The following is a 13750-nucleotide window of genomic DNA, read 5'->3' on the forward strand; positions in this document are numbered from 1 at the left end:
CTCCTATTCCACAATCTTTGTTTTTGCAACCTTTTTTAACCAAGTCGCTGATTCTTTCTCTACTCTTTTATAATCATTATCTAATTCTACTCTAATAAATCCATATCTATTTTTAAAGGCATTGGCCCAAGACCAATTATCTATAACTGCCCAATAATGATATCCTCTACATTTTACACCATCATTTATGCTTTTTGCAATCCATTCCAAATGTTCTTTTACAAATTCAATTCTATATTTATCTTCAATTATATTATTTTTATTTAGAAACTTTTCTTCATTTGCAACACCTATTCCATTTTCTGAAATAAAGAATTCAAGATTTGGAAATTCTTCTTTTATTTTCATACCAAAATCATAAATCCCCTTTGGGTATATCTCCCATCCCCTATATATATTCATTTTTCGTTTACTCCATATATATGGCTTATAAAATACTGGATTACCATGTTCATCAAATTTTTCTGTTGTTGCTTGAACTCTATTAGGTTGATAATAATTAACGCCTAGCCAATCAACTTTACCTAATTTTATTATTTCAAAATCTCCTGGGCGAATATTTGGACTTATATTATTTTCTTTTAAAGTATCAAGTATATCTATTGGTAATCTCCCTTTACTTACTACATCTAACCACCAGCGATTATGAATTCCATCTGTAATTCTAACTGCCTCTAAATCCTCATCTGTTGGCTCTTCTCTTGTATAAGAAGGACAAAATGCATTTATTAATCCTATTTTAGTTCCTTTTTGAAAATAATTTTCTTTATTTAGTTTTCTAAACTCTTCAACAGCTAAACAATGTGCTAATGTTATATTATATTGAACATTAATTGCACGTTTTAAACTGTGCAATTTAGGATACCATATTCCTTGTTCATACATACACATAGGTTCTACTATTGGTTCATTAAATGTAAACCAATGCTTAACCTTCTTTCCAAATTCTTTAAATGCTATTTTAGCATAATTTACATATGCCTCAATAACCTCTCTATTTTCCCATCCACCTTTATCAAATAAATGAGATGGCATATCAAAGTGATATAAATTTATAAATATATCTATACCTTGTTCATTTGCAAAATCTATAACTTTATGATAAAACTTTGCACCTTCTTTATTTAAATTTCCATTTTTATCAATTAATCTACTCCATTGAATTGATGTTCTAAAAGATTGTAAATTTAAGCTCTTTAATAATTTTATATCCTCTTCATAGTTATAATAAAAATTATTACCATTATATGATCCTACTTTATTATAAAATGAATTAATATCTATATTACTCCACTTATCCCAAATTGATGGCAATCTATTATCTAATGTATATGCTCCTTCTGTTTGTGGCCCTGACATTGCAGCCCCAAAGAAAAAATCATCTGGTAACTTTATCATATTTTACCTCTCTTTATTTTAAATCAGTTTAGTGAGAGCATATACAACTCTCACTAAATTAATTTATATTTATTTTATTCTACATAATCGGTTTTATTAGCTAATTTTACAAATGGTAACCAAATAAAGAATGCAACTGCAACATTTAACAATGAAACTGCCCCTGCTAATAAACTTCCTCCTGTAGCTAAGAAAGCATAAACTCCTGGTGGCATAATCCAAGGAACTGATACAAATACAGGTGGTATAACGCCTAAGCTTGTAAATAAATACCCAATAGTAACGCATATAGGTGGTATAATTAACCACGGAATTGCATATATTGGATTTAATACAATAGGAATACCAAATGTAATTGGCTCATTAATATTAAATATTCCCATTGGAGCACCAAGCTTTGCAATTTGTCTTTGATCTTCTCTTTTTGAAGCAATAAATATTGCAATTATTAATGCTATTGTAACTCCAGAGCCACCCATTTGTGCATATGCATCAAATGAACCACGAGTCCAAAGCCAAGGTAATTGTGAAATATCATTTGTATTTTGGAAAACGGAAATATTTTCATTTAAAGCTGTCATGTACACACCATCCATTATAGGGGCTAGTACATTATGACCATGTAATCCGAAGAACCAGAATAATTGAACTAAGAATGTTATTAATATTACACTTCCTAATCCTTGTGATAATCCTAATAATGGCATTTGAATATATTTTAACATTAATTCATTTATTGAACTTCCAGTAAAGTTTTGTACTAAATAAGTAATAATAGCAACTGAATACATTGCAATCAATCCTGGAATTATAGCTGCAAAAGCTTTATTTACAGCTGGTGGTACTGAGTCTGGTAATTTTATTACTATATTATGTTTTGTAATAAATACATAAATCATAGTAGATATAAGTCCAATAAATACTGCTGTAAATAACCCTGTTGCACCACCATATCCTGAAATATTTAGATATCCCCAACTTTCAGCTGAATCTATTTGTGGTGTTGTCATTATTAATGACGCAAATGCTATAATTCCACCTGCTATTGGATTAATATCATAGCTTTTTGATAGATTATAGCCTAATGCAAATACAAAAGCTAATGCTATAATTGAAATAGTTCCCCAGTATACAATACCATTAATAGTAATAACTGGTGACATAGATGCAACAAAATCTGTCATTCCCCATGTGGTAGGTAAATCTCTGAAAAAAACATTTAATAGTACTGCTATTGATCCAGCCATAGTAATTGGCATAATTGCTATAAAAGCATCCCTTATAGCACATAAATGACGTTGCGATCCAAATTTAGCAGCAACAGGAACAAAATGTTCCTCCATCCAAGTTGTTAATTTGTTCATATTTTCTCCCTCCCCATGCGATATTAAACCACATATTAAATTTAGAATAATTTCTCCATGGTATATACCACTTTGTAACCATATAATAACATACTAATAATATTTTTACAATCGTTTTCAAAAAAAAGATAATACAAATTTTGTATTATCTTTTTAATGGTTTTATTTTTTATTTCTATTCTCAGTAATCCAACGCTCCATATTAGCTAATGTTTTTTCTGCTCTTTTAAAGAATTTCTTTTTATAAAATCTTGATAGGATATTATAATTCCAATTATTTATTTTAGAACTCCCCTTAAATTCTTCTATATATTTTACTTCTATTTTATCTTCATTTATCTTTTTTATTTCATACCGTAAATAATTGTCACCTTGTCCACTTACAAATCTAGCTGCATAAACCTTAGGTTCTGTTAATTCTTCAATAATAACTTTAACATTTCCTTTTGAAAAAGCTTTTGTGTTCATTTCTTTAACATATGAGTACCCACTTTTTAATTTCTTCTTTGATATATTATTTTTTGTTGTTTCATTAATATCATACAAAATAGAATCAACTATAGCATTATATAATTCATTATCACTAATATTCATTATTTTTATAAATTCCACTATTTTTTCTCCTTTGCTATGTTCTTTTTTCTCTTTCTCAATAAGAAGTATCCTACTAATACTATTAAAGCACCTTCTATAATTAAAATATATTGAATACCTTTTCCTAAACTAGCTGATACTGCTATAAGTAAAAAACCAATACTAATTAATGCTAATAACCATCTTTCCATCTACATCCCCCCAAATATATTATAAGTTTAGATGTTGTTTATTATTAATACTCAATTCAGAATATTTGCGTAATATAATTTTATAATAAAAGATGGTTCTATAGCAATAAATATAATAAATTTAACAAATTCTTTTATTTATATCAATTAAGTCTCCTACAAATTTATTAATTTCTTCTGGTTTATATATTAATAGCCCTGCTCCTGGAGTAAATGTTAATTCTCCAAAATAGACTTTATCTTCCACTGAATATAAATCTACTCTTACAAATTGAAATTTATTACTTAGTTTTTTTGCAAGTTCTATCATTTTATCTAAGTTCTTTGGTTTTTCTATTTCATCTTTATATTTTTCAAACCCATATTCCCAATTTAATTCATTCCATTCTAAATCATAGTATTTTTGTTTATGTTCACTATATCTACATAAATCTACTTGAATAAATTTAGGCTCACCATTTGAACAAGTAAATTTATAGTCCATTAAATCTCCTGATTTATCTTCAAGGTATTTTTCGCATATAATTAAAGGTTTGATATTTTTATATTGAATTTCTCTAAATCTATAGTAAAAGTCTTCTTTTAACCATCTTGTTAAATACTTTTTTGCGGCTTTCTGGTTAAACTCTTCTTTATTTTTACAAATTATATTTTGACCACAACTATGGTTAACTTTTAAAACAAATTTTTCTGGTAATTTGTTAAAGTCTATATCATTAAAATTATTATATACTCCTATTAATGGAACTAAATATTCCTCTCCTATTTCACTTGCAATATATTCTCTAACTTTATATTTATCTACATATTTACTATAGCCTTCAAAGGCTTTATTAATTTTTAAGTATTGCATTTTATCGTAAGCTGTAATTGGATTTTTAAGTTTTGGAATTCTCTTGGTTTTTATATATCCACTTATTAAAATATATGTTTTATGTCCTACTATATATTTTAATGCTTTAATTAGTGCATATTTCATTTTAAACCTCCAAATAATATCTGGTGTACTTTCTTGTACACTACTTTAATTTACCTATTTTATACGTAGACTACATCTCAAGAATGTAGCCTACTTTTTTAATATAATTTAACTGTAACAACTTTTAATTGTCCCTTGGTTTTTTTAACTTTTCTATAAAAATAACAATTTCTTTTATAATATTATCTGTGTTAGAGTTATACTCTTTAAGGTTTATATTGTCTATATTTTCTATAGAATCCATTAGCATTTCAATATCTATAACCGCATCTATAAATCCAATAGCTTTAAATTGTGAAACTATTTGTATTTGATGATCATCTACATGTTCTCCAAATTTTTTTAATCTTGGAACTGCAATTACTCTTTTGCCCTTTTTTACTGCTCCTACAATTGCGCCTGTTCCACCATGAGTTATTACTTTATTGCATTTCTCCATTATATTAGAAAATTCATCTCTATCTAAAAAGTTTTTATAATTATAGTTTTTAGGTTTATAATCACTATATCCAATTTGAGCAAATACTTCTTCTTTAATCTTTCCTTGATAAATTAATTTATCTATTTCTTCAAGTAATCTATTAAATTGAAATTTTTGAGTTCCTACTGTTATAAATATCACTAAAGTCACCACCTTTATGCTGTAATAGATATCTTTTTTATTTAATATCCTATTTTATAATTATAAATATCTATCATATTTGCTATTTTTAAATCCCACTCTCTTGGATAAAATTTATCTGTGCCATTACCTGGAGTAAATGTAAGTTCACCAAAATATATTTTGTCTTTTACTATATAAAAATCTACTCTTGCATAAGTAAATCCACTAGATAATTTTTCTGCAAGGTTAATTAATTCTTCTAATTTTTTCGGCTTATCTATATGGTCTACACGTAACTTTATATCGCCTCTAAACTCTGTTTCTATCCAATTTGGATAATAATAATTTTCTTTATGATCTTTAAATCTATCTGTATGAACTTCAATAAATTCAACTTTCCCATTAAAGGAATGTAGCTTATAGTCTCTTAAAGATCCACTTTCATCTTCTAAATATTCTTCACATACTATAATTGGTTTTATATTTTTATATTGAAACTCTTTTGTATATGAGTAGAATTTTTCCTTTTTCCATTTATTTAATTTTTTACTTGCTACATCTTTATCTAATAATGATTTATCTTTGCATATAATATTTCCCCCTGAACCATTATTTAATTTTAGAACAAATTTATTTGGGAGTTTATCATAATCTATTTCATAAGGATTTTCATATTTGTTATATAATTTAGGTAAATATTTAGCACCTATTTTTTCTTCAATATACTTTCTAACTGAATATTTATCTACTAATGGAGCAAGCTTCTCTACTTGTCCATTTAGCTTTATCCATTGTATTTTTTCTCCATAATATTTAGGATTTTTAAGGTTTAAAATCCTTTTATAACTTCTAAGAATATCTAAATAAACAACAAATTTGGATGGTAAAAAAGCACATATTTTTCTTAAATGATTTTTCAATATATCCCCCCCTTATAAATAGCTTTAGGATATACTTTAAGCATTTCCTCCCATTGAACATAAAATTGATCTGCAAATTTATATAATAATTTTCCTGTTAATGTAGGGGTAGTAATCTTTGCAAAGGATTCTATAAATATAAGTTTTTTTCTAAATACTTTAGCTATTATACATATTGGTATAGTTGCTAATGCTCCTGTTGATATAACTATATCTGGTTTTTCTTTTATATATATTTTCAAGCTATTTATTGTATTTATAATCATTTTAAATACCCATGTTTTTTCTTCTCTATTTACTTGCTTTAAATAGTAGGTTTTTCTTTTATCTTTTATTGATTTATAAAGTGTTTTTTCAGTTATAATAAAGCTATCATACTTATCCATAATTGGCTTTAACATCATTAGTTGCTCAAAATGTCCCCCTGTTGAAGCTATAAAACAAATTTTTTTCACTATAAATCTACCGTTCTACTTTCACATTGCTTTAAATCTATAATTTCTTCTATTTCAGTCTTAACCTTTCTGCCTGAAGATTTAAGAATTTCTTTTCTTCCTACTGAATAATAATCTACTTTAGTATCTTTTATTTCCTCTAAATCATAACAATTTCTACCATCAAATATTATTGGAGTTTTCATAAGTTTTATATATTTATCTATTTTTATTGATTTTATTTCATTCCATTCTGTAAAGATAAATGCTATTTCGGCATCCTTTAATGCTTCATCAACTGTATATACATAATTTATACCTTCACTAAATTTTTTCTTAAAATTATCTATTCCAACAGGATCATAAGCAAAAATTTCTGCTCCTTCATCTAATAATCTCCTTATATTGGGAATTGATGGAGCTTCTCTTAAATCATCTGTTCCTGGTTTAAAGGTTAATCCAAGTACTGCAACCTTTTTCCCTTTTAGATTTTTAAACCTTTGTTTAGCCTTTCTAAACATTTTAAATTTTTGATTTTCATTTACTTCTATAGCAGCTTTTATTGTTTTTATTTCATATCCATTATCATTTGCAAGCCAGTGAAGAGCTTTTGTATCTTTAGGAAAGCATGATCCACCATATCCAAGACCAGCATTTAAAAATTTATTACCTATTCTTGGGTCATAGCTCATTCCTTTTGAAACCTCTTCTATATCAGCTTCAACAATTTCGCACACATTTGCTATTTCATTTATAAAGCTTATTTTTAATGCTAAAAAATCATTTGAAGCATACTTTATCATTTCTGCACTTCTTCTATTTGTACAAACTATAGGTTGATTAAATTTTTCATATATTCTTCTTAATATATTTTCTGCTTCTTTTGATTCAACTCCAATAACTATTCTACTTGCCTTTAATGTATCTTCTACAGCTGTCCCCTGTGATAAGAATTCTGGATTTGATGCTACTTCAATTTTTACATCATTAATTATATTTTCCTTTAAAAACTCCTCTACTCTATCATTAGTTCCTATTGGAACTGTTGATTTAACTACAATTAAGCAATTATTTTCTATATTTTCAGCAATTTCCTTACATACATTAATACATAATCTAAATTAGCAGAACCATCTTCTCTTTCTGGAGTTCCAACTCCAATAAATACTACATTTGCATTTTTGTATGCATTTTTATAATCTGTGGTAAAATTCAATTTTCCAGCATCGAAATTTTTTTTAATTAATTCATTTAAACCTGGTTCATATATAGGAGAAATGCCCTTTTTCATTATTTCAACTTTACTTTTATCAATATCAATACAAGTTACTTCATGTCCAACTTCTGAAAGGCATGCACCTGTAACTAAACCAACATATCCAGTTCCAGCTACTACAATTTTCATATTTTCTACCACTCCCTGAATTTCTGTATGATTCAACATTTATTTTAAAACTCTTACTTTTAATAATTTATAACTTTTTTCAATGTGTATTTTTCTTTTTTACCTTATAACTTATTTAAATTTATATTTTTATCTTTATAATATTCTCTATCTTAATGTGCATTTTTATCTCCAAATAGTAAGAAAAATGTTTTAAATATAAGCTTTATATCAAGCCATAAACTTCTATCATTTATATAATCAATATCAAGCTGCATCCATTCTTCAAACCCTATATTATTTCTTCCTAACACCTGCCAATAACAAGTAAGTCCAGGCTTTGCCTCTAATTTTTTTAACATCCAAGGCTCAAATTTACTAACTTCTTCTGGAAGATTTGGTCTTGGTCCAACTAAACTCATATCGCCTTTTAAAACATTTATTAATTGTGGTAATTCATCTATACTGGTCTTTCTTATAAATTTCCCCATTTTAGTTACTCTAGGATCATTTTTCATTTTAAACATAGGCCCTGACATTTCATTTTTATCTTCTAAAGCTTTTTTAAGATTTTCTGCATTTTCTACCATAGACCTAAATTTATATATTTTAAATTCCTTTCCATTTAAACCTACTCTAGTTTGAGAAAAGAATATTTTCCCCTTAGATTCTAGCTTTATTAAAATTGATATAATTACTAATACTGGACTAAATATAACTAATCCTAAAACAGCTCCTAAAATATCTATTAATCTTTTAACAGCTAAGTAACTTACCTTATCTTTTTTTGAAGTACTTTTTATTTCTTTAGCTCGTCCCTTTCTGTCAAAATCTTTCATCATTGCCCCCTTAAATTTTCATAAAATATCAAGCTGTTTTTTCATATCAGCTTAATAAATTTATTTTTATAATACTAATTCAAGTAAAAACTCCTCCTTATCTACAATGATTGAAATTTAAAATTCATTTATTCTATTTCCAATTATTTATTACATCACAAACGTACCTTAATTCATCATTAGTAATGCCATACCAAATTGGTAAGCTTACAATCTCCTTTGAGTATTCTTCTGCTTTTTTATAATATTCATTATTTAATTCTTTATAAGCTTCTTGCTTATTTACTGGAATTGGATAATGTATTAACCCTTCAACACCATTGTCTGATAGGTATTTTATAAATCTATCTCTTTCCTTTACCATTATTACATATAAATGCCATGAAGATTTATACTCTTTATCATGCTTAGGCAATATTATTTTTTTATTTACTATATTTTCATTATAAAATTTAGAAATATTTTCTCTCTCTTTATTCCATCTATCCAAATGTTTTAATTTAACTCTTAAAAATGCTGCCTGCATTTCATCTAGTCTTGAATTAACGCCTAAATATTTATGATAATATTTTTTCTTAGCTCCATAATTTCCAATTGCAGAAATTTTCATAGCTATATCTTTATTATTAGTTACTACAGCTCCACCATCACCTAAAGCTCCTAAATTTTTACCTGGATAAAAGCTAAAGGCTGCTATATCTCCTAAATTACCAACTCTTCTACCTTTATATGTTGCTCCATGACCTTGTGCTGCATCTTCTATTACTATTAAATTATGCTTTTTAGCAATTTCATTTATCTTGTCCATATCAGCTGGTAACCCATATAAATGAACAGCAATTATAGCCTTTGTTTTTTCTGTAATTTTCCCCTCTATTTTTGTATAGTCAATGTTGTACATATCATTATTGTCCACAAGAATAGGTTTAGCCCCTACATATGATACTGCTAAGGCTGTTGCAATAAATGTATTAGCTGGTAAAATAACCTCATCATCAATACCAATATCATAAGCTCTTAATATTAACATTAAAGCATCTAATCCATTTCCACATCCTATGCAATAATTAGTGCCACAATATTTTGCAAATTCCTTTTCAAATTCTTCTAAATTTTTTCCTTTAATAAACCAGTTTGAATTTAGTACATTATTAAAAGCTTTCTTTAAATCTTCTTCTACTTCCTTATGCATATTATCAAAACTTGCAAATGGTACTTTCATAACTTCAGCTCCTAAAATAATTTCTTTGCTTCTTCTAAATAATCTGAATAATCTTTTAAATAATCTTTAGCATCGTAATATTCTGATGCTAATACTAGCAAAACTGCACCTTTAGAAAAATCAAACATTTCTCTCCAAATCATAGGGCCAATATATAAACCATAGGAACTATTATTTAATTCAATAATTTCTTCTTCTTTAGAGTTTTTTACTCTTATTTTAACTGTCCCACTTATACAAATTAATACTTGATGTAAAACTCTATGTGAATGAAAGCCTCTAGTTACTCCATTTTCTACATCTTTAATGTAATAAATCCTTTTAATTTCAAAGGGTATATCTTTTTTTCCTTCTATAGGTACTAAAGCTCCATAGCTTTCTCTTATATCCTTCATATTTTTAAACTTTATTAACCCACAATTATACATAAAAACTCCTTTATTATTCCTCAATAACATCCATTAAATATTTACCATAATCACTTTTCATTAAAGGTTTTGCTAATTTAATTACCTGCTCTTTATTTATCCATCCTTTTTTAAATGCTATCTCTTCAATACAAGCTATATAATTTCCTTGTGTTGTTTGTACTGCTTCAACAAAATTAGCAGCTTTAAGCATAGATGAATGTGTACCTGTATCTAACCAAGCAAGTCCTCTTCCTAATAACTCTACCTTTAGCTTATTTTCATACATATATAATTTATTTAAATCAGTAATTTCAAGCTCTCCTCTTCTAGAGGGCTTTAATTCCTTAGCTTTTTTTACTACAGTATTATCATAAAAATATAATCCTGGAACTATATATTTTGATTTAGGATATTTAGGCTTTTCCTCTAGTGATAATACCTTTTTATTTTTATCAAATTCTACAACTCCAAAATCTTTTGGATTATGTGCAAATTGACCAAATATAATTGCACCTTCTTCAAGCTTTGCTGCTCTTTCTAAATATGGAGTTAAGCCTCTTCCGTAGAATATATTGTCTCCTAAAATTAATGACACCTTATCCTTTCCAATAAATTCTTCTCCAATTATAAAAGCTTCTGCTAAACCATTTGGTTTTTCTTGAGCTTTATAAGTTATTTCTAATCCATAATCTGATCCATCTTTAAATAAAGCTTTAAAATTTAATAAATCTCTTTCTGTTGATATTATTAATATTTCTCTAATTCCAGCTAACATAAGCACTGACATTGGATAATAAATCATTGGCTTATCATAAATTGGCACCATTTGTTTAGACATAGCTTTCGTTACTGGATATAATCTAGTTCCAAAGCCTCCTGCCAATATAATTCCTTTCATATTTTCCTCTATCTCCTTTTTAACCTTACTTTTTCTAATATTTTTTTCACATTAAATCTATCTATTAAATACTTAAATTCCTTTGTATTTTTAAAGGATATTAAAATTAATATATTTGGAATACATACACAAATAAAACACTTTAATATAAATCCTATAATTTTATTTTCTATTACAAAGAAATTCGCTAAAAAGTACGTTATAACTAACATTACTAATGCAAAAGAAACATATTTTATATATTTTTTATAATAAGTTTTAGATGATATTTTAAATACGTATTTATATACATTCCAAGGCAAAACAAATACAGTTACAAATGTACTTATTGATGTTCCTAAAAACACTCCTAACATTCCCATTTTTAATGTCCCTGCTAATATAATAGATGCTAGTAAATTTACACCACCTTCAACTAATTCCCAATATTTAAAAAATGGATATGGACTATATAATCCTGCACTATTTCTTACAAGTTCTATTGCATTTGTCATACTTCTTGAATGAAAATTAAATACTATAATAAACACCGCTATAATAGGAAATAACATTTCTTTTCCTAACCAAAGCTCTACAAATGGATTTAGTAAAACTGCTAATGATATTGCACAAAAGGTTGATACCCAAAAGTTTATAAAATATAGTACATTAAATAAAAAATGAGCTTTTTCAATATCTTCTTCTACTAAAAAATTTCCAAAGCTAGCTTTTATTCCATTAAATACTTGGCCTATTAAATTATTAATAGTGTTTATTACTAAAACATAATTTGAATAAATTCCTACAGTAGCTACTCCAGCAAAGGCTGATAATAAAATATTATCTGTTCCAAAAACACAGTAAATTGAAATATTTACAAAAAATAATGCTTTTGCATTTTTAATTATCTCTTCCTTTGTTAATTTATCTAAAGGTTCCACTTCTTTATTTTTTAAATATGGATATCTATTATTAGTGACAAAATATATAATTACATTTTGTATAAAAATTAATATGACCTTAATTAATAGATAAGCTATATAATTTTTAGTTGTTATTATCACAATTATTTGTATTAAACTTATACTTACTGAAAAAATTGCTGATAACTCATTTATTACATAGTTTTTTTGATCTGCTGATAAAATATTTCTTCTATATGCTAAAAAATATGAGATTACAGAGTCAGTTAAAAATATTAAAAATATAAATTTTACATACTCTTGAGATATATCTGTATTTACAAAATACCTTAAAAATGGCAACATAATTAATCCAAGAATCGCTACTACTACCCCTATATACTTATAAAGTTTAGAATATAGGTGCATAATTGCATGTACTTGGTTATTATCTTTTTTTGCTAAAGGTTTATATAAACTAAAATAAATTGCCGAACCAATTCCAAGTTCAACTAAACTTAGCATAGATAATATATTTGTTAAAAGTCCATTTATCCCTAATAGCTCTAGCCCCATATTATCTATAAAAATCTTCCTTGATATAAAGCCTAAAAATACAGTAATTACCTGTAACAATACTCCTGTTACTATATTTTTTATTGAATTACTTGTCCTCATTACTAGCTTTAATACCTTAATTTTTCAATTAATATTTCTATTTTATTTATAATAATTACATCAATATTTGATATTAACTTTATAATTTTTTTTATAGTTGAGTATTCTTTAAACTTATATTTTTTAGTAAATCTCCATTTAGCATTTTTATAAACAAAATATCCTAGTTCTTTTTTATATGGTAATACATCTTTCTCATAGCACTTTATCATATCCTCAATATATATTTTATTTGGATTTTTAGAGCTACTAACTCCTACATCGTATCTATATTTAACAGATATAATATCGTAATAATCTATTTTACATCCTTCTCTAGATAGCCTTAGCCACATTGGCCAATCTTCAAGAAGCTTATAACTTTCATCAAATAATCCATACCTTTTAAAAAGATCTTTATCATATAAAACTCCTGAAGCACCAATTCTACAATTTAAAGCTGACATTTTAAAGAATACTTCTGGATTTACTCCTAAAGGTAATTCTCTTCTAAACTTTTTAATTTTTTTATTTGCTATATCAAGCTCATTTAAATTTTCATCACAAAAAAGAACATTGGTCAGAATAATCAAACTATTTTCCCTATACATATAATCAACCATTTTAGAAATTGTACTATTTTCATAAAATGCATCATCTGCATCAATAAACTTTATATATTTACCCTTTGATAAAGTTATTGCTTTATTCATATTTTTAGTAGTTCCTAAATTATTTTCATTTGTATATATAATAATATTTTTGATATTCCCATTATTTTTTTTATTTATATAATCTAAAAATATACTTTTATTAAAATTCTCTGTTCCATCATCTGCAATAATTAATTCTATATTAGGATAGTTTTGAATAATTACAGAATCAATTGCTTGAAAAATATATTCTAAATTTTTATAGGATAAAAGTATTATAGAAATTAATTTATTATCCATATTTCTCCCTCTTATATAAAGC

The 13750-nt window shown here is 26.2% G+C and carries 14 protein-coding genes and 1 pseudogene; all 15 read right to left on the bottom strand.

Annotated features, from left to right (window positions below; translation table 11 throughout):
• Window positions 1-3: 3 nt before the first annotated feature.
• The 15 genes and pseudogenes from ACYQ1T_RS03260 to ACYQ1T_RS03330 all read right to left on the bottom strand — a co-directional run bounded on the left by ACYQ1T_RS03260 (window position 4) and on the right by ACYQ1T_RS03330 (window position 13728).
• Window positions 4-1398: a glycoside hydrolase family 1 protein gene (locus ACYQ1T_RS03260; protein ID WP_459831721.1), complete on the bottom strand. Its 1395-nt coding sequence runs from the start codon at window positions 1396-1398 to the stop codon at window positions 4-6.
• 74 nt (window positions 1399-1472) lie between these two features.
• Window positions 1473-2762, bottom strand: coding sequence for a PTS sugar transporter subunit IIC (locus ACYQ1T_RS03265; protein ID WP_459831723.1), 1290 nt, complete (start codon window positions 2760-2762; stop codon window positions 1473-1475).
• Window positions 2763-2924: 162 nt separating this feature from the next.
• Window positions 2925-3374: a DUF3284 domain-containing protein gene (locus tag ACYQ1T_RS03270; RefSeq protein WP_459831725.1), complete on the bottom strand. Its 450-nt coding sequence runs from the start codon at window positions 3372-3374 to the stop codon at window positions 2925-2927.
• Entirely contained in the window at window positions 3374-3547 is a 174-nt protein-coding gene (locus tag ACYQ1T_RS03275) for an LPXTG cell wall anchor domain-containing protein (protein WP_459831727.1), read from the bottom strand. The genes ACYQ1T_RS03270 and ACYQ1T_RS03275 overlap by 1 nt, the downstream gene beginning before the upstream one ends.
• 121 nt (window positions 3548-3668) lie before the next feature.
• Window positions 3669-4526: an ATP-grasp fold amidoligase family protein gene (locus ACYQ1T_RS03280; protein WP_459831730.1), complete on the bottom strand. Its 858-nt coding sequence runs from the start codon at window positions 4524-4526 to the stop codon at window positions 3669-3671.
• A 124-nt stretch (window positions 4527-4650) separates the two neighbouring features.
• Window positions 4651-5148 carry a PssE/Cps14G family polysaccharide biosynthesis glycosyltransferase gene (gene pssE / locus ACYQ1T_RS03285; RefSeq protein ID WP_459831733.1) on the bottom strand — a complete coding sequence of 166 codons (498 nt, stop codon included), beginning with the start codon at window positions 5146-5148 and terminating at the stop codon, window positions 4651-4653.
• A gap of 41 nt (window positions 5149-5189) precedes the next feature.
• Complete coding sequence (locus tag ACYQ1T_RS03290; RefSeq protein WP_459831735.1) at window positions 5190-6050, bottom strand: ATP-grasp fold amidoligase family protein; 861 nt, start codon at window positions 6048-6050, stop codon at window positions 5190-5192.
• Window positions 6047-6505 (bottom strand): PssD/Cps14F family polysaccharide biosynthesis glycosyltransferase, encoded by a 459-nt coding sequence (pssD, locus tag ACYQ1T_RS03295; protein WP_459831738.1) that lies wholly within the window; start codon window positions 6503-6505, stop codon window positions 6047-6049. Before pssD ends, ACYQ1T_RS03290 begins: the two co-directional genes overlap by 4 nt.
• Window positions 6505-7928, bottom strand: a pseudogene (locus ACYQ1T_RS03300) (UDP-glucose dehydrogenase family protein). Before ACYQ1T_RS03300 ends, pssD begins: the two are co-directional and overlap by 1 nt.
• A 113-nt stretch (window positions 7929-8041) precedes the next feature.
• A complete protein-coding gene (locus tag ACYQ1T_RS03305; RefSeq protein ID WP_459831740.1) occupies window positions 8042-8707 on the bottom strand; it encodes a sugar transferase in 666 nt (221 codons plus the stop codon).
• 133 nt (window positions 8708-8840) lie between these two features.
• The gene (locus ACYQ1T_RS03310) at window positions 8841-9929 is read right to left on the bottom strand and encodes a DegT/DnrJ/EryC1/StrS family aminotransferase (RefSeq protein ID WP_459831742.1); all 1089 of its coding nucleotides are present in this window, start codon (window positions 9927-9929) and stop codon (window positions 8841-8843) included.
• An 11-nt stretch (window positions 9930-9940) separates the two neighbouring features.
• On the bottom strand, window positions 9941-10357 hold the full coding sequence (locus tag ACYQ1T_RS03315; protein ID WP_459831745.1) for a sugar 3,4-ketoisomerase: 417 nt from the start codon (window positions 10355-10357) through the stop codon (window positions 9941-9943).
• 13 nt (window positions 10358-10370) lie between these two features.
• A complete protein-coding gene (rfbA, locus tag ACYQ1T_RS03320) occupies window positions 10371-11237 on the bottom strand; it encodes a glucose-1-phosphate thymidylyltransferase RfbA (protein ID WP_459831747.1) in 867 nt (288 codons plus the stop codon).
• Between the two features lie 8 nt (window positions 11238-11245).
• Window positions 11246-12796, bottom strand: a complete 1551-nt coding sequence (locus ACYQ1T_RS03325) for a lipopolysaccharide biosynthesis protein (protein WP_459831750.1) — start codon at window positions 12794-12796, stop codon at window positions 11246-11248.
• An 8-nt stretch (window positions 12797-12804) separates the two neighbouring features.
• On the bottom strand, window positions 12805-13728 hold the full coding sequence (locus tag ACYQ1T_RS03330) for a glycosyltransferase (RefSeq protein ID WP_459831753.1): 924 nt from the start codon (window positions 13726-13728) through the stop codon (window positions 12805-12807).
• Window positions 13729-13750 lie beyond the last annotated feature (22 nt).

This window comes from Clostridium carnis (genome assembly GCF_054657435.1).